This is a genomic window from Marinomonas transparens, from assembly GCF_016463975.1.
Lineage (GTDB): Bacteria > Pseudomonadota > Gammaproteobacteria > Pseudomonadales > Marinomonadaceae > Marinomonas > Marinomonas transparens.
Window position 1 is genome coordinate 310,485 of the sequence record NZ_JAEMNX010000001.1, and the last position, 23,711, is coordinate 334,195.

Annotated in this window: 22 protein-coding genes; 18 read left to right on the top strand and 4 right to left on the bottom strand. The window is 43.2% G+C overall.

Features of this window, described 5'->3' with window-relative positions; all coding sequences use genetic code 11:
- Positions 1–236: 236 nt before the first annotated feature.
- From I8J31_RS01470 to I8J31_RS01485, 4 genes are all read left to right on the top strand, one after another.
- The gene (locus I8J31_RS01470; protein WP_199466411.1) at positions 237–2,120 is read left to right on the top strand and encodes a methyl-accepting chemotaxis protein; all 1,884 of its coding nucleotides are present in this window, start codon (positions 237–239) and stop codon (positions 2,118–2,120) included.
- Positions 2,121–2,530: 410 nt separating this feature from the next.
- Positions 2,531–3,556, top strand: coding sequence for a TRAP transporter substrate-binding protein (locus I8J31_RS01475; RefSeq protein ID WP_199466412.1), 1,026 nt, complete (start codon positions 2,531–2,533; stop codon positions 3,554–3,556).
- An 88-nt stretch (positions 3,557–3,644) separates the two neighbouring features.
- Complete coding sequence (locus I8J31_RS01480) at positions 3,645–4,196, top strand: TRAP transporter small permease subunit (protein ID WP_199466413.1); 552 nt, start codon at positions 3,645–3,647, stop codon at positions 4,194–4,196.
- Positions 4,196–5,518: a TRAP transporter large permease gene (locus I8J31_RS01485; protein WP_199466414.1), complete on the top strand. Its 1,323-nt coding sequence runs from the start codon at positions 4,196–4,198 to the stop codon at positions 5,516–5,518. The genes I8J31_RS01480 and I8J31_RS01485 overlap by 1 nt, the downstream gene beginning before the upstream one ends.
- 105 nt (positions 5,519–5,623) lie before the next feature.
- On the opposite strand, the gene fabF is transcribed toward I8J31_RS01485, so the two are convergent.
- Entirely contained in the window at positions 5,624–6,892 is a 1,269-nt protein-coding gene (gene fabF / locus I8J31_RS01490; protein ID WP_199466415.1) for a beta-ketoacyl-ACP synthase II, read from the bottom strand.
- Positions 6,893–7,018: 126 nt separating this feature from the next.
- Here fabF and I8J31_RS01495 point away from each other — a divergent pair, with 126 nt between their 5' ends.
- On the top strand, positions 7,019–7,609 hold the full coding sequence (locus I8J31_RS01495) for a TetR/AcrR family transcriptional regulator (RefSeq protein WP_199466416.1): 591 nt from the start codon (positions 7,019–7,021) through the stop codon (positions 7,607–7,609).
- Positions 7,610–7,642: 33 nt separating this feature from the next.
- Here I8J31_RS01495 and I8J31_RS01500 read toward each other — a convergent pair whose 3' ends face one another.
- The gene (locus I8J31_RS01500; RefSeq protein WP_199466417.1) at positions 7,643–8,518 is read right to left on the bottom strand and encodes a LysR substrate-binding domain-containing protein; all 876 of its coding nucleotides are present in this window, start codon (positions 8,516–8,518) and stop codon (positions 7,643–7,645) included.
- A 145-nt stretch (positions 8,519–8,663) separates the two neighbouring features.
- Here I8J31_RS01500 and I8J31_RS01505 point away from each other — a divergent pair, with 145 nt between their 5' ends.
- The 3 genes from I8J31_RS01505 to I8J31_RS01515 are packed head-to-tail and all read left to right on the top strand — an operon-like array spanning position 8,664 to position 10,018.
- On the top strand, positions 8,664–8,999 hold the full coding sequence (locus I8J31_RS01505; RefSeq protein WP_199466418.1) for a carboxymuconolactone decarboxylase family protein: 336 nt from the start codon (positions 8,664–8,666) through the stop codon (positions 8,997–8,999).
- Positions 9,000–9,008: 9 nt separating this feature from the next.
- On the top strand, positions 9,009–9,422 hold the full coding sequence (locus I8J31_RS01510) for a tautomerase family protein (protein WP_199466419.1): 414 nt from the start codon (positions 9,009–9,011) through the stop codon (positions 9,420–9,422).
- Between the two features lie 14 nt (positions 9,423–9,436).
- Positions 9,437–10,018: a DUF4865 family protein gene (locus tag I8J31_RS01515; RefSeq protein ID WP_199466420.1), complete on the top strand. Its 582-nt coding sequence runs from the start codon at positions 9,437–9,439 to the stop codon at positions 10,016–10,018.
- 39 nt (positions 10,019–10,057) lie between these two features.
- Here I8J31_RS01515 and cysQ read toward each other — a convergent pair whose 3' ends face one another.
- Positions 10,058–10,897: a 3'(2'),5'-bisphosphate nucleotidase CysQ gene (gene cysQ, locus I8J31_RS01520; protein ID WP_199466421.1), complete on the bottom strand. Its 840-nt coding sequence runs from the start codon at positions 10,895–10,897 to the stop codon at positions 10,058–10,060.
- A 46-nt stretch (positions 10,898–10,943) separates the two neighbouring features.
- On the opposite strand from cysQ, the gene I8J31_RS01525 reads away from it, so the two are divergent.
- Entirely contained in the window at positions 10,944–11,363 is a 420-nt protein-coding gene (locus tag I8J31_RS01525) for an RNA-binding S4 domain-containing protein (RefSeq protein WP_199466422.1), read from the top strand.
- A 7-nt stretch (positions 11,364–11,370) separates the two neighbouring features.
- On the opposite strand, the gene dprA is transcribed toward I8J31_RS01525, so the two are convergent.
- Positions 11,371–12,681, bottom strand: coding sequence for a DNA-processing protein DprA (dprA, locus tag I8J31_RS01530; RefSeq protein ID WP_233402527.1), 1,311 nt, complete (start codon positions 12,679–12,681; stop codon positions 11,371–11,373).
- Between the two features lie 346 nt (positions 12,682–13,027).
- Here dprA and def point away from each other — a divergent pair, with 346 nt between their 5' ends.
- From def to I8J31_RS01575, 9 genes are all read left to right on the top strand, one after another.
- Positions 13,028–13,546 carry a peptide deformylase gene (def, locus tag I8J31_RS01535; RefSeq protein WP_199466423.1) on the top strand — a complete coding sequence of 173 codons (519 nt, stop codon included), beginning with the start codon at positions 13,028–13,030 and terminating at the stop codon, positions 13,544–13,546.
- 88 nt (positions 13,547–13,634) lie between these two features.
- Entirely contained in the window at positions 13,635–14,627 is a 993-nt protein-coding gene (fmt, locus tag I8J31_RS01540) for a methionyl-tRNA formyltransferase (RefSeq protein WP_199466424.1), read from the top strand.
- 10 nt (positions 14,628–14,637) lie between these two features.
- Positions 14,638–15,990 carry a 16S rRNA (cytosine(967)-C(5))-methyltransferase RsmB gene (rsmB, locus tag I8J31_RS01545; protein WP_199466425.1) on the top strand — a complete coding sequence of 451 codons (1,353 nt, stop codon included), beginning with the start codon at positions 14,638–14,640 and terminating at the stop codon, positions 15,988–15,990.
- Positions 15,991–16,446: 456 nt separating this feature from the next.
- Positions 16,447–17,820 carry a Trk system potassium transporter TrkA gene (trkA, locus tag I8J31_RS01550; RefSeq protein WP_199466426.1) on the top strand — a complete coding sequence of 458 codons (1,374 nt, stop codon included), beginning with the start codon at positions 16,447–16,449 and terminating at the stop codon, positions 17,818–17,820.
- Positions 17,821–17,882: 62 nt separating this feature from the next.
- Positions 17,883–19,331 (top strand): TrkH family potassium uptake protein, encoded by a 1,449-nt coding sequence (locus I8J31_RS01555; protein WP_199466427.1) that lies wholly within the window; start codon positions 17,883–17,885, stop codon positions 19,329–19,331.
- A gap of 11 nt (positions 19,332–19,342) precedes the next feature.
- On the top strand, positions 19,343–19,816 hold the full coding sequence (ybaK, locus tag I8J31_RS01560) for a Cys-tRNA(Pro) deacylase (RefSeq protein ID WP_199466428.1): 474 nt from the start codon (positions 19,343–19,345) through the stop codon (positions 19,814–19,816).
- Positions 19,817–19,887: 71 nt separating this feature from the next.
- Complete coding sequence (gmhB, locus tag I8J31_RS01565) at positions 19,888–20,445, top strand: D-glycero-beta-D-manno-heptose 1,7-bisphosphate 7-phosphatase (protein WP_199466429.1); 558 nt, start codon at positions 19,888–19,890, stop codon at positions 20,443–20,445.
- Between the two features lie 159 nt (positions 20,446–20,604).
- Positions 20,605–21,498 carry an AraC family transcriptional regulator gene (locus I8J31_RS01570; RefSeq protein ID WP_199466430.1) on the top strand — a complete coding sequence of 298 codons (894 nt, stop codon included), beginning with the start codon at positions 20,605–20,607 and terminating at the stop codon, positions 21,496–21,498.
- Positions 21,499–21,590: 92 nt separating this feature from the next.
- Positions 21,591–23,708, top strand: coding sequence for a TonB-dependent siderophore receptor (locus tag I8J31_RS01575; protein ID WP_199466431.1), 2,118 nt, complete (start codon positions 21,591–21,593; stop codon positions 23,706–23,708).
- Positions 23,709–23,711: the final 3 nt, after the last annotated feature.

Below are 23,711 nucleotides of genomic sequence, written 5' to 3' on the forward strand. Positions count from 1 at the left end.
TCTATAAAATTTTTTTATCAGTTACAACGGATTAACTTGTTACCGCTAAGTTAATCTGGGTTAAGGACAATATGTATCTGACGCTATCTCACCCTAGAAATAAAATCCGCTTTTGAGCATTTTATTTTGATACTTCCAGCTTTATTTTGGGCCTGTTTATTATAACTAATAGACGGGCTTTTTTTATGACAACCCATTGTTCGGTCTTTTAGAAAGATAAATATCAGGAGTTTTCTATGTCATTATCTGTTCGTGAAAAATTAATGGCCATTGTGCTCCTTGTCAGCATCGGCTATGCCGGGTTTGGCGCTTATTCTGTTTATAACCTGTCATTAATGTCGAATGCTTCTGACGATGCCAGTAATTTGAGTGAACTCACCACTCAGGTGACAAACTTAGAGATATCACGGCTAAAGTTTGAACGACAAATAGCAGTGCTAACACCGGATAATATCGCGTCACTCAACCAAGAGCTTACTAATATTAAAGAAAATATTGCGGCAGGCTTTCAAACCCACCCTTCACTAATTGATGCTGAAGGCAGTTCATTGTTAACAAAAAACCAAGAGTTGTTGCCTGAATATATTACTGCCCTCGAAAAATACCTAGCGACTAAGCAAACACTAGGACTTAATGCTGAATCTGGCGCCCTAGGCACATTAAATAAATCCGCAACAGAGTTAACTGAGAAATTTGGCTCTCTGGCAAGTTTCGGTGCAAGTTTCAAGGATATAAGAAATCACGAAAAAGATTTCCTTGCTTACCATAATGAAGCCCATAAAGAAGCATTAATGACGTCACTAAACGCGCTGAAAGACAATATCAATAACCTTGGCTTTGGCGATTTCTTTAATCCTATTCTGAAAAACTATGAAGATGCTTTAGCGCCCGTTATCCAGCTGTCTATTGCCTTAAACCAACAGCAGATGATCTTTTCAACATTGAGTGAAAGCATTGCCAAGGCTATGGACGAGAGTGTTCACTATTTACAAAACACGCTGTTAAAAAATGCCCAAAATCGTTCATTAGATACTGCTTCTCAAGCTCGTCAATCATTGATCATTGGCTGCATTACGCTGGCGGTTGTTATTGGTTTTATTTTGATAACGGTGATCCGTTCGCTAAACCGTAACCTTCAAGGCGTGCTCAATGTACTTACAGAAGTGGCGCGAGGTAAACTCAGTGTTCACAAACTCAATTCTACAACATCAAATAAAGATGAGTTTCAACAATTATTTATTGCCTCTAATAAGATGTCTGAAGGGTTACGTAATTTGGTAGGCCATCTACTCAACAGTAATCAAAAACTTATCACCACAGCCGATGAACTGGACAGCGGCATTCAGATCATTGTGGATGGTAGTGAAAGAATCCGCGATAGAAGCGACACGCTAGCGACTTCGACAGAAGAAATCTCAGTGACAGCCGATACCGTGCAACATATGACTCAAGCGGTACAAAGTGCCGCTCAAACATCCTATGAATCAGCCGTAAGTGGTGTCAATGCAATGCAAGATGCCATGATGAGCATCAGTGATGTGGCAAGTACCATCAATACAACGAATGAACGCGTTGCCACATTGGGCAAACAGTCTAAAGAAATCGATTTAGTCATCGATCTAATCATTGGCGTTGCGGAGCAAACCAGCTTACTTGCTCTCAATGCCGCCATTGAAGCCGCACGGGCAGGAGAGGCTGGTAGGGGTTTTGCCGTCGTCGCTGACGAAGTCAAAACATTAGCAGAGCAAACCGTTAAAGCATCTGGAGATATCACCACGAAAGTAGAGGCAATCCAGCAGGAAACTCAAGCGGTCATTAAATCAATGAATCTAAGCCTGAAAAAGGTGGAGCAAAGTAAACAGCTAGGGGAAAACGCTGTCACTACCATTCATCAGGTTGAACAAAACACCCAAGACGCCATGGATAATGCCCGTGAAATCACTCAAGCAATAAAAGAAGTCGCGCTGACCACAGCTCAAATGGCTCAGGATATGGATAAAATCGCCCATGATATAGCAGACAACTATCAAGCAACTCAATCAATCCAACGGGCAAATAAGAATGTTCATCATCAAACAAACGAATTAGCACATCAAATTCAACGTTTTGAAATATCCTAAGTTAAAGCAGAAAAGCTCGCCTTCAATAAATGTAAATCTAAGTGCGCACAAAGTCTGTGCGCACTTAGCCTTTTTTTATAACGTCTCCCCTTTATAAAAACCGATTAAAAAGTGCAAAAAAATTCACGTTTTCAGTGACATAGATAGAAATCATTTTCATCTCTTCATTCGTTGCTCATTAAACACTTTGCACCATCATTGATTGATATGCCCTTTATTTGCGCATGGATAAAAATCTATTTGTCTGATTTATAAAGGCTTTTGATTTTTTATTGTTTGATATTCACAAAACTTTAGATGCATTTTGCGCGCTTTAATTGGCGCAACCTTTTTGAAAGTATCGATGACAAGGTGTCACAGTCTGTAAAGTGACGTGACCTTTATATGCAAACTTGTTAACGAGGTAGTTCATGTTAAAGACAATACAAAAAATTAAAAAGCAACTAGTTGTAGGCTCGATGGCCGCCGCTCTAGGCTTAGGAGCAATTTCATCGACTGCCCATGCAGCAGATCACAACTGGCGTTTTGCTAACCTATACAGCCGTGGGTCAGCTTTTGGTGCTGTTTACGAAAGTTTGGCGAAAAACATTGAGACCATGTCTAATGGCCGTATCAAGGTACAAGTCTTGTACGCTGGTGAAGGCGTCGGTTCTACTGGCATTTTTGGTGCGGTTAAAACTGGCCTTGTTACCATGGGCGCGACTTTCCAATCACTGAATGCGGGTGAACTTCCTGCCGGTTTGGTTGAAATCGGTCTACCAGGTGGCACCAGCGATGCAACAGAGTTAACCACCTTGTTCAATGAAAAAGGCTGGGCTCCAATACTGAAAAGAGCCTATGGCGAACAAGGCCTAGTTTGGTTAGACCCTTACATTCAACCTGCTGTTTACGTTATCACCAAAAAAGAAATCAAGTCGATTGACGATTTCAAAGGTTTGAAAATTCGTGCTCCGGGTGCTTATGGTAAATTCCTACGTAACCTAGGCGCATCACCTGTCTCTCTTGCTTGGGGTGAGATCTACACAAGCCTTTCAACGGGTGTAATCGACGGTTCTATCGGTTCTAATATGATCGACCACCGTGATGGTAACCACGTCGAAGTGGCAAAATACATGTACAAGCTTCCACTCGCTGGTGCACAAGTATTGCCTATCATAGTGAACAGAAATGCTTGGAACAAACTAACACCTGACCTACAAGCAATCGTTCAAGCAGCAACTACCGTTCATGCTCAAGCACAATTAACTAAGTCTAAATTGTGGGAAAGTGAAGCAGTTAAAGAAATGCAAGCGAAAGGTCTTAAGTGGAGCCCTGAACCAAGTGCCGCTGATAAAGCCGCATGGACTGCAGCAGGCTCTAAGCTTTGGGACGAATACGCTGCGGCAGATAAGTACAGCAAAGAGTTGATCGACGTTCTTCGTAAAGAAGCGAACTAGATCAATTTCGTGTTTAAAATAAAGGTGGTCAGCTATGACCGCCTTTATTTTTATTTGCTTTCTTCCCCTCCCACACAGGTATAAAACCATGATTATGACTGCTATTAGGCGCTATTGCCTAAGCGTCCACGCAGTAGTGGCTTTCATTGGAAAATCCGTATCCTATTTAATGCCTATCTTGGCATTTGTGGTTGCTTTTGAGGTTTTCTCTCGTTACATCTTAAATAAGCCAACTATTTGGGCCTACGACACCTCTTTGTTCATGTTTGGCTACATCGCCGCACTAGGTGGAGCCTATGCTCAGCAGCAACGTGCACACATCAACGTCGACATTCTTTACAACAAAGTCTCTGCTCGAACGAAAAGCATATTTAACCTATTTTCATTCGCTCTCGCTATGCTCTTTATGGTCATAGTTTGCAAAATGAGCATAGGTAAGTTTGAAGAAGCACTCGAGTTTAACTATCGCCGCCAAAGTGAATGGGGGCCTCACGTTCACCACTACTGGTTAATGATGACGATTGCCAGTGGGCTACTTATTTTGCAACTTTCCAGCGATTGGATCGAATCAATCTATCATGCCATTACAGGCAAACCCTTCCTGCCAGACGATATTAGACACCAAGAGGAAAACGCCTAATGATGAGCATTGAATTATTAACTGGCATTTTATTTGTCTGTATTATCGTGTCTTTTGCTTTAGGTGCACCTGTTGGCATGGCGCTGGGCGGCATCGCAATGGGAGTTGGTTATATCACTTGGGGGGATGCGTTATTTAACGTTATTCCGACTACCTTAGAAGCAACCCATTTTAGCTTTATCCTATTGGCGATTCCTCTGTACATCTATATGGGGCAACTCTTAACACGCTCAGGCATAGGTGACGCCATGTTCGCCGCGAGCCAAATGCTTATCGGTCGCGTACGTGGCTCATTGGCCATTAGTGTCATCGTAGTATGTTCAATGATTGGTGCCATGGTAGGTATCATAGGTGCTGGTATCATGACATCGGGCAGTATCGCACTTCGCCCTATGTTGGAACGCGGTTACGACAAGCGTCTTGCTTTAGGCGTTATCATGGCCGGTGGTGGTTTAGGTATTTTAATTCCACCCAGTATCCCAATGATCATGTTTGCCTCTTCTACACAAAACTCCGTTGGCCGTATGTTCATTGGTGCGTTAATTCCTGCACTCATTACTATCGTACTGCTAATCGCCTATGTGGTGATTTCCTGTAAGTTGAATCCTAATCGCGCGCCAATGGATAAGATCCCTGAGGTGCAGCCAACAGTAAAAGAGAAGTTCATGACGGCCCGTGATGGCCTGTTGTCACTGATGCTAATTGTTGCGGTATTAGGCAGCATCATCATGGGAATCGCGACACCAACAGAATCCGGTGCGATCGGTGTTGTTGGCGCCATTATCCTTGCCATCCTCTTTAAGCGATTCAAACCTCGTATGGTCCAGAAGGCGGGCATGCAAGCCGCCTTGCTCGTCAGCGTCGCCATGTGGATCATAGTTGGCGCTTCTGTGTTTAGTAACTTCCATTTGCTAATGGGCGTACAAAACATGGTGGCTGGTTTTACTCAAGATTTGGGTTTACCTCCAATTATGGTGATCATCCTGTTCCAAGTGATCATGCTGCTGTTGGGCTTTATTATCGATGAGTTCATCATCGTTCTAATGTGCGCACCTATCTTCACACCGATTGCTGTATCACTGGGTTATGATCCGATTTGGTTTGGTATCTTGATGATTCTTAATATTGAGATTGCAGTGCAAACACCGCCCTATGGTTTCGCCTTGTTCTACCTAAAAGGCATAGCGCCTCCGGGAATTACCATGTTGGATATTTACAAGTCCATCCTGCCATTTGTGCTACTCAAGCTGTGTGTCTTAATTGTCGTCATGATGTTCCCAGAATTAGTCACTTGGTTACCTAACTACATCATGGATTCTTAACGTCCTAGTCGTTGAAATACATTTAAGCATGAAAAAGGCGACTCTCATTTAAGTCGCCTTTTTGTTTAACTATTTAATACTCTTAACTAACGGCGTGAACACTCCTCAATATCGTTTTAAAATCAAAGCCGCGTTAACCCCACCAAAGCCAAACCCATTACAAAGCACGTAATCTACTGTTTTTTCACGTGAAACTAATGGCACAAGATCAAGGTCCGCCATGCTTTCTTCCGGTTGTTCTAAATTCAGCGTTGGCGGCAGAATAGCTGTTCGTATCGCTTGGGCACTAAAAATTGCTTCCACACCACCAGCGGCGCCTAGCAAATGCCCTGTCGCCGATTTGGTTGATGAAATAGCCACCTCGTTGATTTTTTCGCCAAACACTCGTCTTAGTGCATTGATCTCCCCACGGTCACCCACTGGGGTAGACGTTGCATGGGCATTCACATAACCAATTTGCTCAGCGGATATGTCCGCCATCACTAAAGCCGTCGTCATGGCGCGAGCAGCCCCTTCACCATTTTCGGGCCCAGACGTAAGATGGTAAGCATCAGCGCTGGTGCCGTATCCTGCGATCTCGACCAGCGGCGTCGCGCCCCGTGCCAGCGCATGCTCAAGGGTTTCTAATACCACTAAGCCTGCACCTTCGCCCATGACGAAGCCTTCACGGTCTTTGTCAAAAGGACGAGAGGCTTTTGTTGGGTCATCGTTTCTAGTCGACAGTGCTTTTAATGCTCCAAACCCTGAAAGAGACAATGGATCGATACAGGCTTCTGTTCCACCTGCCAAAGCAATTTTTGCCTCACCACTACGAATCATACGCATGGCATCACCAATCGCTTGTACCCCAGCAGCACATGCTGTTACCGGTGTACCAATCGGCCCTTTAAAACCATATTTGATGGAGACGTTACCAGCTGCCAGATTCGCTAAAAAAGCAGGTACAGTAAAAGGAGACAACCGACGTGTACCTTGGTTGGTTAAAACTGACTGAGCATGAGTGATGGTCGGCAAACCGCCAATACCAGTTGCAATGATGGTTGCCGTTGCTTCTTGGTCGGCTTCTGTTGTTGGCTTCCAATTTGCTTGCGCTAAGGCTTCATCGGCCGCAGCAAGAGCAAATAAGGTAAACAGATCGACACGCTTACGCTCTTTAGGGGACAGATAGTCGAATTCGTTTAAACCATTGTCCTGTTCTGTGTGACTTGGTACTTGTCCGGCAATAAGTGTACTTAACCCTTCTGTCAACCTAGTCGGCAACACTCGAATACCCGATTCACCACGAACCAGTCGGCCCCATACAGACTCGACACCCAGCCCAAGTGGCGATACCAAGCCCATACCTGTAATGACAATTCGTTCTTTGTGCGACATGAGATAACTCCCTTCGGTTTCAGCAAAAAGAAAGTCCCCATGCTAAAGTGAGTCTTTATATGATCAAGATAATATTCAGATCCTTTGCTAGGATGTCATATAAAGATTTTGTCAAAGAGGTTAGGTATGCCTTATTCATCGCAACACAAAGAACAAACTCGCCAACGGATATTACAAGCCGCCGCGAAGCTGTTTTGCTCACACGGCTTTGATCGCGTCACCCTAACGCAGATTATGAAGCAAGCGAACATGACCCATGGTGCGTTTTACGCCCATTTCTCAGGCAAGAGCAGCTTATACGAAGCTGCTATGCAATTTGCTACCTCCCATGCCTTCTGGGCTCGAGATGATAAACAAACCGAAGGCAAAGAAACTCACATCAAAGCCCTAGTGACGCGTTATTTAAGCTGGAGTAAAAGTGACAAAGAGCATCCTTCGCCATTAGAGTTTTTAGTGACCGATGCGGCACACAAGGAAGAAAAAGTCCGCCAAGCTTATCAAGCTTGTTTCGATAGTCTGGTTGACCGTCTAGCAGGGATTTTAAAAAAGCGCGGTAGCCAAGAAGCGAAAGCCTTGGCCGAAGAAACCGTGGTGTCTTTGGTAGGTACCGTCGCCATCGCACGATCTTTTGCCCAACCACTGCAAAACGATTTTCTAAAGCGAGCAAAAGTCCGCATCGTCTCTCGACTCAATAGTGGGTTAAAGAATGCTACGTAGTACAAGGCTAGAACGTTTTATCTAACAATCCCTTTAACACCCATAAGCAGAAAAATGTTGATGGAGTGCTTCTTTTAGGGTGTCTTGCAACGCCTGAACAGCGTCACTTTTTTCCCCTTCCGCATTTAGCATTAATAATTTCAGAACTGGTAGAGTAGGTAAGTGCTCACTCTCGATGATTGACAAGCTACTTGGCATCCCAGCAAGCGTTCTAACGGTGATGCCTAAACCTGCCTCAACGGCAGCCCAAGCTCCCGATAAACTATGACTCGTCAGAGCAATACGCCAATCGCAAGCATGCTGATCCAATGCTTGTAACGCATGCTCGCGCATTAAACAGGGCTGTTCAAACAACACTAGAGGCAGGGCTTTATCTGGTGCTATTACGTAGTCTTTTGGAGCAATCCATTGCATTGGGAACCTTCCTAATATCGATGAAACCTGAGGTGTATCTAACGCCCAAACAAGCGCTAAATCGATACTACCAGCCACAATGCCTTCTTGTAGTTGCGCATTACGTGTGACCTTCACTGCAATCTCTACATCAGGAAAAGCTCGGCTAAAACGTGCAAGGGTTTCTGTGAGTACTTGCTCGCCAAAGTCTTCCTGTAAGCCTAGGCGTACTCGACCATTAATTTGGCCTTTTTTGAGTTGCAAAAAAGCATCATCGTTAACTGCTAATAGTTGCTTAGCCGATTTCATCAAGCGTAAACCCGCAGATGTCAGTTTTAAATGCCGACCATCGCGGTGAACCAATGCTTGTCCTATCTGCTCTTCCAGTTTTTTTAAGTGAGCACTGACAGCAGACGTCGAACGACTCAAATGATCGGCCGCTTTTGCAAAGCTACCAAGTTCTATTCCCATCACAAATGAACGTAAGGCTTCTAAATCGAGTGTGGGTTTACGCATCTTTATTATTTCTCGTTTCCAATTATCACCATAACAATCCCGTTTATTGGGACTATTTGTACGATATGTTTTGATATTCAAAACCATATGTAGAGCTTAATCTTGTTTTGTTGGCCTTACAAGACAAGCCTTAGGAGTATCAAATATGTCTACTAAAACATCCCCATCAAATAATGGGGAAATTCATTTTGGTCATATAGCACCAGAATTCGGAAAATTAACTGACAAAATTTTATTCGATAAGATCTGGCAGCGTACCGAGTATCTGACTCCCCGTGAGCGTAGCCTTATCACTGTGGCCAGTCTGATCACTCAGTCTCGTCCAGAACAACTAATGTTCCATCTAAAAAAAGCTCAAGAAAATAAAGTTAGCCATGAAGCGTTAGCCGAGGTGATGACACATTTGGCTTTCTATGCAGGTTGGCCTTCTGCAGCCGCAGCCATATCTCAGTTAGAAACCTTAATCCAGTCAAATCAATAGGAGACGCATATGCCATTCATCGAGCTATTTGTTCCTGAACATAAGTCTTCGACTGAACTTGAACGTATTTCTAATATTTTGCACGAGCAATTGGTCGCGCATTTCGATGTACCTATTCAAGATAAGTTTCACGTTTTTCACCGTATCACTTCGGGGAGACGGTTTTTCGATTTGCATTACGGCGTATCAAATGGACAACGTTCTGAGAATTGGATGCTCATCAAAATATTGGCAGGTAAACCTCGGTCTTTAGAAGCAAAGCAGGCGCTTTATCAAGCTTTGTCTAATCACTTCAAAGTACAGCTTGGTTTAGTTCCAGCGGATCTAATGATTGTTATTTCTTTTAACCAGCTCAATGACTGGTCATTTAGTGAAGGTCAGATCCCTTCTTCTAAAAACCTCAACTCTAATCCAGCAAACTAGCAGGAGAAAACACTATGATTATCATGCAGTATCAATTCACACTTCCGGCGCAGTTTGATATGGCCATCATTCGTCAGCGCATAGAACAAAGTGCTCATAAATTGAATGGCTTTCCTCACTTGGGTTTCAAGGCCTACCTATATCAAGAGCAAAGCAATGACGATATTTATCAACGAGAAAATAGTTATGCTCCCTTCTATTTTTGGAATTCGAGTGAAGGTATGAAGTCTTTCTTAACGTCAGGTGGCTATAACAATCTAGAACATGACTTTGGTCGCCCTGAAGTTCGTACCTACTTGCCTTTTGTTTATGAACAAAAAAATAACATCTGTGACACTCAGTACGCTTGGGTTATTAAAGAAAATGTTTCACGTGACACAAGTATTGAAGCCTTGTCAGCACAACAGGAAGCATTGGTAAGTTCATTCGATCATCCAGACATAACAGCCTATGTTATCGCACTAGATACAAAAGAATGGTGTTTACATAGCTGGCTATTTTTCAGGTCAGAGGTAGAGCAACAAGCGCTAGAAAAGCTAATTCATGATAAACAAGCTGAGTTCAGCACGTATCAAGTTGGTTACGTTGCTCAATAAAGCGACTGAGAGGAAAGGGGGAGACTAAGTCAGCAAACCTTAGTCTTGCTTTTTATACCAATCCATTACACTGGGTGCGAGTTCAGGACCACACACAAAGAAGTGTCCGTTCAACAAGGTTTCACGTTGGTTATAACAAAAAGGTTTGCCTGTCGGCGTTACCAGCATTCCGCCAGCGGCTTCAATAATGGCTTGCTGAGCCGCCGTATCCCATTCACTCGTCGGTCCACGACGTAGGTGTAAGTCGGCAATACCTTCTGCAATTCGACAACCCTTTATTGAGCTACCTTTAGGTAGCTCCCGAACTTGCTGATAAGTTAACTTGAGGGTGTCCTTCAGCTCACTCGGTAATGCGGGCCCATGACTGCGACTCGTCATCACAATAATAGGTTCACGCGGCTCTCGTACGTTAATGCTTTCAAAGTCATCTTCATGCCATTTGAAAGCCCCAACAGGTAGGTCTTGCCAACCTGTTGTCACCCCAATGTAGCCTTCATTCGTAGTAGGCAAGTAAACGATACCTAAAATAGGCGCACCGTTTTCGACGAGTGCAATGTTAATGCTGAATTCACCATTACGCTTAATGAACTCTTTTGTGCCATCTAACGGATCAACCACCCACAGCATAGGCCATTTAGAACGCTCCTCAAATGAAACAACCGCTTCCTCTGACAGCACAGGAATGTTTGGTGTGAGTACTTGCAAACCCGCTAAGATCACTCGATGTGCAGCTAAATCTGCGGCGGTAACTGGGCTATCGTCAGACTTTTGCTCAATCCCTAAATCCGCACGTTGATAAATATCCATGATTGCATCTGCTGCATCGTGTATTATTTTTTGTAGTGCTTGGAAAATAGGGTGATGACTAACATCCTGCATAACAGCCTCAAACATGAAAACACAAAATTGGATCAACGCATTCCTTATGAGTAAAGCAGAAAAACAGCAAGCACCACAAGCCGTTCGTTTAGATAAATGGTTATGGGCCGCACGATTCTATAAAACACGCTCTCTTTGCAAGGACGCCATTGATGGCGGCAAGGTGACATATAACGGTAGCAAGGGTAAAGCGAGTCGTAATGTAGAAGTCGGTGCCATGATCGGCATACGCTTAGGATGGGATGAGAAGACGATTGAAATTAAAGCCATTAGTGGCCAACGTCGCGGGGCACCAGAAGCACAACTCTTATATGAAGAAACACCAGAGTCCATAGAGAAACGTGAACGCAGAGCGCTTGAGCATAAATCTTTTGGTGGCCGAATCATGGCAGATCACAAACCTAACAAAAAAGAACGCCGAGATATTAAGCAACTCAAGAAAGATATCTTCAGTGGTAATGACTAATTTCATATTAGCAACGGGAATAAGCACCATGGCGGTTTTCCACACAGCCCGATAACTCCAGCTCCATTAGCCCCTGCATAAGAATTTCGGTGTGCATTTTCGTATGTCGAATTAATGCATCAAAGTCTAAAGGTTGAGATTCTCTTTCCAATAATTGAGCGAGTTCTTTCGCTGCACTTGATACAGTTAGTGGTAAATCAGAAAATCGGTTATTGCTAAATGAAGATGAAAGAGAGGGGCTAGCCTCATCAGCACGGGACACAGGCTTTGCTTTCATAAACTTAACCGATGCTTTCTTGTCATACTGATTACCGGCCTGTAGGCTTCTCTCAGAGCACTCAGACAAGATATCATCTATGTTTCGAACCAATGTCGCACCTTGTCGTAATAACTGATGACAGCCCTCTGACTGAGTATCAAACAAACGTCCTGGCACAGCAAAGACCTCACGATTTTGTTCAATCGCATAATTTGCACTGATCAAAGAACCACTTTTGGTGGAAGCTTCCACCACCAAAACGCCAATACTCAGTCCGCTAATAATACGATTTCTAGGAGGAAAGAGATGAGGTCGAGCACTCGTCATTAGTGGGTATTCACTAACTAATAAGCCACCTTGATAAAGAATGTTATCAAATAGAATCGAGTTCTTATTAGGGTATCTATGCTGTAGCCCTGTTCCCATTACGGCAAGTGTCGGTGTTGAACCATCATGCAATGCCCCTTGATGTGCGGCAGTATCTATTCCAATGGCCCCTCCACTCACCACACAAATGCCACGCGATGCTAATTGCTCAGCAAGCTGCAAAGTAATATCACGGCCATAGCCAGTACATTTTCGCGCGCCAACAATGCCTATTTTCGGTAAACCTAAAGAAGTTAAACTTCCTTGTCCGTATAAAAATGCAGGAGCGGTATCTATTTCTTTTAGAGCCTGTGGATAATGCTCGTTCTGTTGGAGCAGTAAATGGTGATGAGGTTCCGAGAGCCAGTCGAGTGTCTGGTCTCGTTTCTCCTGTTGTTCATCATTTAAACTTCCAGACGATAGATAATCTATGGCTTGTCGAGCCGTAACATCAGGCCACTTGAGAGCCCTTAACAGTTCATAAGTAATGTCTGATGCTCTACCACTCTCTAACAAAAGCCCATCCACATCGGGCAAAGAGTCACCAACAAGTTCTCCAGAGCCAAGTTGTTCAAGTTGATTTAAATAAGTATAAAGGCGAGATAGGCGGGCAGGGCCGATTCCAGATAAGAAACTAAAACATAGCCAATCGGTTTGGCTAAGACCTCCAACATAAGAAAATTGATCCATCATACTGCTTCCTTGCAACTCTGCTGCTGATAAGAACGACCACAAAAGGATAAGTCATCGCTTGGTTTAGCCATCCTAGCTAAATGCTCTTAACAAGACTGAAAACATCAAATAGTCATAAATAATAAAATCTGCAAAACTATTCAATCATATTGACTAAAAAACCGCCATCAGATGACTGCTCAATAGGCCCAGTTACGTTACAATAGAAGAAATGAAAAGAGTGGTGGGGAGTCTTCTATTGCTCATCAATATAAGGCATCAATATAACAGGAGAAGCTGAGAGCCAGTAACACAAGCTTACAGCGATTCAAGCTTCCCTGAATATTTCGTTGGAAAAGAAAAGATCATGACTGTTTTAACTGTACTCGAATTCCCAGACAAACGCTTACGCAAGGTAGCCAAGCCAATCACAGAGTTTACGGATGCCCTTCAAACTCAAATCGACGACATGTTTGATACCATGTACGCAGAGAATGGTTTGGGCCTAGCGGCAACCCAAGTTGACTACCACTATCGTCTCGTTGTGATGGACTTTTCAGAAGAACGTAATGAACCTCTTGTGTTTATTAATCCTGAGTTTGAAGTTCTTGATGATGAAGCAAATGAGTTCCAAGAAGGTTGCCTATCTGTACCCGGTTTTTACGAACATATATACCGTGCAGCCAAAGTGAAGGTAAAAGCACTTGATCGTCATGGCGAAGCTTTCGAATTAGAAGTGGATGAACTGATGGCGGTATGCGTGCAACATGAAGTCGATCACCTTGATGGTAAACTTATGGTTGATTACCTTTCTCCATTAAAACGTAATCGCATAAAAAGTAAGTTGGAAAAAGCACACAAACTCGCGCTTAAACAAACTAAGTAACCATTTATAATTAGCCTATTCACAAGGCACCAAAAATCTCTTATTACAAAATCAGGCCATGGCCTGATTTTTTCTTTAAGGAAACCTTATGCAGACTTTTTCACCACTTCGCATTGTTTTTGCCGGAACACCAGAATTCGCTGCCGCTAGCCTACAGGCTATTATTGATCAGCAAGCAGAGAAACAATATGAATTAGTTGGTGTATACACCCAACCTGATCGTCCTGCAGGGCGTGGTCAGAAACTAGTACAAAGCCCAGTAAAGCAACTTGCCATAGCTAATAACATTCCAGTTTTCCAGCCAGTAAATTTCAAGCAAGAAGAAGATAAATCTCAGCTTGCAAGTCTAAAAGCAGACCTGATGATAGTCGCCGCTTATGGAATCATTCTGCCTAAAATCGTACTCGATACGCCAAAGCTTGGTTGCATCAACGTACACGCTTCTTTATTACCCCGCTGGCGTGGTGCAGCACCTATTCATCGTGCATTAATTGCAGGAGACAAAGAGACAGGCATCACCATCATGCAAATGGATGTAGGCTTGGACACAGGGGACATGCTGCTCAAAGCTCACTGTGATATCAAACCTTCTGACACCTCTGCTAGCTTACACAACCGTCTAGCTGTTCTGGGAGGTGAAGCCTTGATTGCCTCACTAGATAAGCTCCAAGCCAATGAACTGATACCGGAAAAACAAAACGAAAGTCTTACTTGTTATGCGGCAAAGCTTACAAAACAAGAAGGCAATGTGGATTGGTCAATGTCTGCTGAGTTGATCGAACGACAAATTCGCGGTTTATCGCCTTGGCCTGTAGCCTACACAAATAGCCTTGCAGGTACTATGAAAATCCATGCTGCACAACTAGCAACCGAGGGCGACAACAACTCTAACATTCCGGGGAAAATTATAGCCACCAGCAAAGATGGTATTATCGTCACAACTGGGGCAGGGGCAATCCAAATTACAGAGGTACAATTTGCTGGAGGCAAGCGTATGAAAGTACAAGATGCTCTCAATGGTAAACACAAAGCCGCCTTAGAAATTGGCCAACAACTGAGCCTAATCGAGCAAACACTATGAGCCAAAAATCATGAATCAAACATCTGACACAACATCTATTCAGCATAGCGCTCGCCAAGTGGCTATCAAGGTCATTGCTAATATCCTGCTTCAGCAAGGCTCATTAAGTACTCAACTTGCACGCTATCAAGCAGACGTTGCCAGCGAACATATTCCTCTCCTTAAGGAACTTTGCTTTGGTGTTTGTCGCCATTACCCAACGCTAAACAGCATCGCCTTAAGTTTGCTAAGTCACCCGTTTGAAGAAAAAGACACAGATTTGTATGCCACACTTCTTTTGGGTTTATACCAACTCACCCATATGAACACACCAGATCATGCGGCAGTGAATGAGTCAGTAGAAGCCTGCCGTCTTCTTAAAAAAGACTGGGCAACCAAGCTAATGAATGCAGTATTGCGTCGTTATCAAAGAGAGGCTGATGAGATAGTTACTAACCTAGAGGCCATGCCATCGGTTGAATTCAATCAGCCAAAATGGCTAGTAAAGCGCTTCAAAAAACATTGGCCGGAACAATTCGAGCAAATTATCGAAGCCAGCAACACGCACCCACCTATGTGTATTCGGGTGAATGATGATCGAGTTTCACGTGAAACATACCAAGAACTGCTTATGAAAGAGGGTATAAAATCCGAAGCAGGTGAGTTTTCAGCCTCTTCTTTGTACCTAAGAAAAGCTGTCCGCGTTGATCAGCTCCCTAAATTTGAGGAGGGCTTCGTTAGTGTTCAGGACGAATCGGCTCAGCTTTCTGCTCACATACTTTCCCCCAAAGAAGACGAGAAGGTTCTTGATGCTTGCGCAGCACCAGGAGGAAAAACTGGCCACCTATTAGAAAAATCTTCTCGTATCGAACTGACCGCTGTTGAATTAGAGCCATGGCGCATGGAAAAAATCGAATCGAACTTAGTGCGACTAGGGTATCCAGCGCATTTGATTTGTGCTGATGCAAGCAAACTAGAAGACTGGTGGGATGAAGAAACATTCGATAAAGTTTTGCTTGATGCACCTTGTTCTGCGACAGGGGTCATTCGCCGAAATCCAGATATCAAGATCAATCGTAAGCCTGCCGATATTGTTGAACTGGTAGAGATTCAGCAAGAGATCATTCAAGCCGTTTGGAAAACATTAAAACCGGGGGGCTTCATGCTATACGCTACCTGCTCATTAATGCCTGAAGAAAATGAACAACAAATGGCTAAATTTATAGCAGAACAAGCTGATGCAAAAGAAGCCCCGTTAAATACTTTGGCGGCCGAGCTTGATTTGACTTGGGGAACCCAAGTCAGTCATGGCAGACAACTCTTTCCAACCCTAAACGGACAGGATGGTTTTTATTACTGCTTGCTTGAAAAGAGCAGCCAATAGATAAAAGATTTTTTTCGAACCGAGACAAGATCACATCCAATGAATATAGATCGGACTCGTAGACCTTTTCCCTTTCTTTAATGAACCGAGACAACGCCTAACAAATTGTTTCACATGAAACGCATTTTGTTAGGCATTTTATACCGGATAAAAATGAGTTGTTTATTGAGTCAAGCAAATCAATAAACAACTCGTTTGCTTTTATTAGCACCAGACTAATGAAGTCACAGATCAAATCCCCTGAATAAATCCTATTTGAAAAATAACTCACTTTTTTATGGGTATTTACCAAGATCAAGTTAAATAATGTTACTTATGTGGTTAAACTTATATCACTAGACAAAAGCCTATTTTCAGACAACATCAAATAGAAAAAGTCATTGGTCTGAATGGCTAAATAAATCACTTTGACCATACACAGAGCCGATACAATAAAACTCCGCTCTAAGGCAGAATATGAAAATCATCATCATAGGCGCAGGCCAAGTAGGCGCAACACTGGCTGAGAATCTAGCAAGTGAGGACAACGACATTACGGTTATCGATACCGATTTAACCCGCCTTAGAGAACTACAAGATCGGCTTGATATTCAAACGGTAGAAGGCAGCGGATCGCACCCAGACGTTTTAGATCAGGCTGGCTGTAATGATGCTGACATGCTGATTGCCGTAAGTAACCAAGATGAAACCAATATGGTAGCTTGTCAGGTTGCCTATACCCTGTTTAACACGCCAACAAAAATAGGCCGCGTTCGCTCAAGTGCTTATGCAAAATACCCACAGCTATTCTGTGACCAAGCACTGCCAATGGATGTTCGAATCAGTCCAGAGAAAGAAGTAACAAAACACCTAAGTCGATTGATTCGCTATCCGGGCGCATTACAGGTAATGGAATTTGCCGAAGGCCGAGTTCAACTAGTCGTTGTGAAAGCGGAAAAGGGTGGCCCTCTAATTGGCCAACCAATCAGCTTCTTGAAAGAACATATGCCGTCGATCACTACACGCATTGCAGCAATTTATCGAGATGGACAATCCATTTCACCTAACGGCAACACTCACATCTATGCTAATGACGAAGTCTTTTTCCTAGCAGCTCAGCGTGATGTATTGGATGTAATGAGTGAGTTACGACCATTAGACACCCCATATCGACGCATTATCATTGCCGGCGGCGGTAACATAGGTGAACGTCTAGCACGTAGCTTAGAAAAGGAATATCGCGTAAAAATCATCGAGCGGAGTGTTGAGCGTTGTCGCTACCTTTCCGAGACGTTAGACAACACCATAGTGCTCAACGGTGACGCTTCTAAGCAAGAGCTTTTGCTCGAAGAAAATATTGAATCAACGGATGTATTCTGTGCCTTAACAAATAATGATGAAGCCAACATCATGTCGTCTATGCTGGCCAAGGTGCTAGGTGTACGAACAGTAATGACCATCATCAACAATCCTGCCTATGTAGACATAGTGCAAGAGGGCATGATCGACATTGCCATCTCTCCTCAACAAACTACCATCAGTTCACTACTAAGTTACATACGACGCGGAGATGTGGTGAACGTTCACTCTATGCGAAAAGGGGCCGCAGAGGCATTAGAAGCGATTGCTCACGGTGACCATCGTTCTTCCAAAGTAGTGGGACGAAGCATTGCAAACCTACACCTTCCTGAAGGGGCAACCATTGGTGCTATCGTCCGTGAAGACGATGTCATTATTGCAACTGGTGATGTGGTCATTCAGGCTGAAGACCATGTCATTATCTTTGTCACTAACAAGAAGCAAATCCCAGCGGTGGAGCAAATGTTCCAAGTTGGCTTAACTTTCTTTTAAGATCTTTATATAAACAGAGGCGCCTGAGTAATAATCTCCTTCTCAGGCTCTAGGAAACTAACATGCATTTTAGCGTTATTTTACGTGTCATTGGCTTATTGGTGATGGTGTTCAGTGTCTCGCTGATTCCGCCAATCATCGTTTCCCTTATCTATTCTGACGGCGTACTAGATGCGTTTTTATATGCATTTGGCATCAACTTATTAGGTGGTTTTTTCCTCTGGTTTCCTGTTCGTAAAGAGCGAGGTGAACTAAAAATACGCGATGGCTTCTTGGTCACTGTTTTATTCTGGACGGTATTGGGCTTGTTCGGTTCCGTTCCTTTCTTCCTTGCCGAAACACCAGAACTCACCTTTACTGATGCCTTATTTGAATCTATCTCAGGCTTGACGACAACTGGGGCGACCATACTTACAGGCATTGATGCTCTTCCCAAATCCATTCTATTTTATCGCCAGCTACTCTCTTGGTTAGGTGGTATGGGAATTATCGTTTTGGCCGTCGCCATCATGCCAATCTTAGGTATCGGTGGTATGCAGTTATATCGCGCCGAAACACCGGGCCCAGTAAAAGACACCAAACTAACACCACGAATTGCAGAAACAGCAAAGGCGCTTTGGTATATCTACGCCACCTTAACGACCATCTGTGCACTAGGCTATTGGGTTGCTGGCATGAGTTTATTCGATGCCATCTGCCATAGCTTTTCGACAGTGGCGATTGGCGGTTTCTCAACCCATGACGAAAGTATTGGTTACTTCAACAGTGTCGCCATAGAAATGATATGTACTTTTTTCATGATTGTGTCCGCTTTTAACTTCGCCCTACATTTCTATGCATGGCGCCATAAAAGCGTTTGGCATTATTTTAAAGACCCAGAAGCTCGTTTCTTCCTATTTATTTTATCTTGTACTGTCATCCTTTCCACCTTGGTTTTGGCCATGACATCAACTTACGACTGGAGTACATCGGTACGATACGCCGTGTTTGAAAGTGTCTCCATTGCCACAACCTCTGGCTTCGGAACGTCAGACTTTTCTAGTTGGCCGAACTTTCTGCCGTTCTTATTAATCGTGACGTCTTTTGCTGGCGGCTGTGCCAGTTCAACAGGTGGCGGGATGAAGGTCATACGAATTCTATTGATCCTCAAGCAAGGTATGCGAGAAATTCAGCGCCTGATTCACCCTAATGCAGTCATTCCCGTTAAGGTCGGTGGAAAGGCAATCCACGAGCGGGTCATCTCGGCGGTTTGGGGGTTTTTCTCAGCTTATTTATTAGTATATGTCATATTAATGATTGGCCTAATGGCGACAGGGTTAGATCAAGTCACGGCTTGGTCTGCCGTAGCCGCTACATTGAATAACTTAGGACCGGGTTTAGGAGAGGTCTCTGCCAGCTTTACCAGTGTCAGCGATCCCGCAAAATGGATGCTGTGTTTTTCTATGTTACTAGGCCGTCTAGAAGTCTTCACCTTACTAGTATTGTTTACTCCTATGTTCTGGCAAAGGTAAATAAAACAACAATGACACCTGCGATTAACCTGCTTAAAAAGAAAAAGATCGAGTTCACTATCCATCAATACGAACACGACCCACACTGTACAAACTTTGGCGAAGAGGCCGCGCAAAAGCTCGGCCTTGATGCCACCAGTGTATTTAAAACCTTATTGGTTAGTGATGATAAAAACTTCTTTGTCGCTATTGTTCCAGTAACAGGTACATTAAATTTAAAGCAGGCAGCGAACGCTTTTGGTGTAAAAAAACTTCGTATGGCAGAACCGAAAGAAGCCGAAAGGTTAACTGGCTATCTAGTGGGTGGTATTAGTCCCGTTGGACAAAAGAAAAGCTTAGTTACTTGTATCGATGCAAGTGCTCAATCTCAACAAAAAATCTATGTCAGCGGCGGAAAAAGAGGATTAGATATCGGCCTTGCGCCTAATGATCTAAGCCTTGTTTGCCGTAACGCCGCTTTTGCTCCAATAGGTGAAAGTAAATAGTTAGAAGTAAAGAATAACCTCAATACATAATCACTGTCTTTATCCCTTAAAAATTTCAAAAGAGAAACATCATGGCGCAAATCAAACCCATCATTTTATTAGATCGAGACGGTGTCATTAACCAAGATTCGGACGCCTATGTAAAATCCGTTGATGAATGGCTGCCTATTCCGGGCAGTATTAAGTCCATTGCGGCTTTATCTAAAGCAGGTTTTCAGATTTTCATCGTTACCAACCAATCAGGAATTGCTCGTGGTTACTATGATGAAAACACGCTCCAAGCCATGCACGATAAAATGAACTTGCTTGTAAAAGAAGAAGGCGGTTCTATTGCTGGCATTCAATATTGTCCACATGGACCTGATGACGACTGCACTTGTCGCAAACCAAAAAGCGGCATGATTGAAAACATTGAAGCGCAACTGGATTTATCGTTCGAGGACTACCCAGCTATTATGGTCGGAGACTCTCTGAGAGACCTTCAGGCAGGAAAAGCCAGAGGTTGTTCACCTGTATTAGTATTAACAGGGAAAGGTCGTGAAACTCAATACAAGAAGATTGATTTCCACTTTGAGGTTTACACAGACCTTGCTGCCTTCACCATTGCGACATTGCAAAAGTACTCATAACCCAATATGCATAGATCAAAAAGTAGGTAAGTATTCACATACTTTGTGTATCTTTATAGAAATTAATTCATTTGAATTTCAAAAAATACAAACAAACATAGAATAATCATTTGAAATAAATGATAATCGGTCTCATTTGATGATGATTGGTTATTCACCATGACAAAAACAGCCCGACTCACTCGCATCGAAAAAGTACTCGACTACATTCATGAACATCTGGATGAAGCGATTCATGTGGCCGAATTAGCCGAAAAAAGCTGCTGGTCACGTTGGCAATTTCAGCGGGTCTTTGGCGATGCAACAGGACTCACCGTAGCGCAATACGTTAGGGAACTACGGCTTAGTAAAGCGGCCGAATTATTGCTACAAAATGAAAGTCGTCATCTGGATATCGCATTAGAATGCGGTTTTGAATCAGAGATCAGCTTCAGCCGTGCTTTTAGACAAATGTTTCAATGCTCTCCACGAGAATATCGCCAACGAGGCAAACGTATCGGCCTTAGAACACCGCTACAATACTGCACGCCAAAACGCAGCACATGGAAAATACCAAAAGCATTCACTCAAATTCGTATCGAAAATCGACCTGCTTTTCGTATCCATGGGTTATCAAATTGGATATACGGCCCTTTCTCGAAATCTCCTAACTTTGTAGAACGCGTTCCAGAAGTCTGGAACAACCTTGAAAAAGACACAAAAATCGATGCCACTAAACAAAACCCTATTGGGGTAATTGATACGCGAGAAAAAGTAGAAGACCCAGAACAGCTTATCTATTGGGCCGGTTATCAAACCGATCCGCAGTCACAAAGGAACAACCCAATAAAGTTAGAAACATTAGACGTCCCCGAACAAGAATATGCGGTGATTCCTGTTCACGGTGAAGTCAGTGCTGTAGAAACGGCTGTCGATTGGTTTATTCATCATTGGTTGCCTGAGTCGGATTACTCAAGCGTATCTGGATTTGAATTGGAGCTCTATTCACCCGAATACGACCCAATGTCCAGCAATAGCTATATGGAATTTTGGCTACCTATTAAGCCTCGTTAGTACAGATGCACCAAAAGGTTAAGTTTTCATTTTGTTACAAAAGCATAATGAGAGTCATTATCAATAACTCATTGTATGCTCTTGGAGATAAAATGAAACTGTCCGTGAAATATCACCCTGCTATGCTGTCTGTCGCTATTGCGGCGGCATCCGCTCAATCCATCGCAGCATCAGAGACAAATAATGTCCTTGATACCTTAGAAGTCCAAGGACAGACTTATCGTAATACAGCCACAAAGACGTTACTCGATCCAGAGGAAACACCCCAGGGAATTTCAATCAGCACTAAAGAAGAACTTGAAGAAAAAGGCGTAGAAAGTATCGCTGAAGCCGTACGCTATACTTCAGGCATAAATACCGAACTTCGAGGTGGTGCGGTCAGTCGTTTAGACTTTTTTAGCATTCGAGGATTTAAAAATGATCAGAATTATTACGATGGTTTGCAGCTAATCTTTAACGATTGGAATTTACAGCCACAAATTGATGTTTCTGCCCTTGAACAAGTTGAAGTATTTAAAGGACCAACTTCTACGTTATACGGATCAATTGCACCTGGCGGAATGGTAAACCTCATCAGCAAAGCGCCTCAGCAAGCAGATAAACACAGTGTAGAATTGTCCTTAGGTAGTGATAACAAACAACAAGCCCAATTTGATAGCACTGGTGCATTATCAGACACAATGAACTACCGAGTTGTTGGATTAGTTCGTAAAAAAGATGGGCAAGCCGTCACTTCAAAAGAAGAGCGAGTCATGATTGCGCCGTCTGTTGATTGGAAAATCAGTGAAAATACATTGCTGAACCTAAACATGTATTACCAAAAAGATCCAAGTATGGGCATCTATAGCTCTTTACCTTCAAAAGGAACGGTCTTTAAAAGCATTAATGGTTACCTAAATAAAGATACCTATGCAGGTGATGAAAACTGGGAAACATTTGATAAAGAAGTACTTCTATTAGGTTATAAATTAGACCATACAATAAACGATACATGGAACTTCTTACAAAATGCCCGTGTCATGGATGCGACCGCATATCAAGAAAATACCTATTCATCTAGTTTAGCAAGTGATGAAAGAACCTTGTCTCGTAGGGCTTACCTTACTGACGAAGCTAGCAAGAGCATCACTGTAGATAACCAATTTTCAGGCATATTCGATACAGGTGATATAGAACACAACATATTAGTCGGTTTGGATTACCTAAAACTGACATCGGACATCAAATACGAAGATGCTATTGCGCCTACTATTGACCTCTATAACCCTAACCACAGCCAGATAATTCGAAGCAATCTAGACTTTGCTGCATCAGGCTATACAAGTGACTTCACAATAGAAAAGCAACAGACAGGACTTTATCTCCAAGATCAAATGCGCCTAAATCAATGGGTATTCATTGCTGGTGGACGCTATGATGTATACAAATCGACAGAAACAGGTATCAAATATGGCGCTCAAACAGACACAAAAATCGATCAAAAACAATTTACGGGACGTATCGGAACACTCTACGAACTAGATAATGGTTTCTCTCCATTCATTAGCTATGCACAAAGCTTTGAACCAGTTTCAGGTAGTGACCGTAATGGCGACCCCTACGACACCTCAACAGCGAATCAATGGGAAGTCGGCGTAAAGTATGACAGAGGCAATACAACAGCAAGCCTCACAAGCTACCAAATAATAAAAGAAGATGTATTAACTCGTGACCCGAATGGATCAGCTTACGACAAGATACAGGTGGGCGAAATTCGCTCTCGTGGACTTGAATTGGAAATACAAAAAAGCATCAGCCAAGAATTAACATTAAATGCCGCTTATACCTATCAAGATGTAGAAGTAACGAAAGACAACAGTGGTATTCAAGGTAAAACACCTATCTGGGTGCCAGACCAGCAACTATCAACTTGGCTACATTATGCCCCCACACAAAGCAAGCTATCAGGAACCTCTTTTGGAGCCGGACTACGCTATATAGGTGAAATGGAGCTAAACGCTGCTAACACGGGGGCCGTACCATCTGCCACCCTTGTCGATTTGTCGATCGGCTATGACTTGGCTCAATTGTCACCACAATGGCAGGGAGCAAGCTTACAGTTAGCCGTTTCCAATGCTTTAGATGAAACCTATTACAGTTGTTATGACGAATCGAATTGCTGGTTTGGCGCAGACAGATCTTTCGAAATAAGCGGACGCTATGAATTTTAAAGG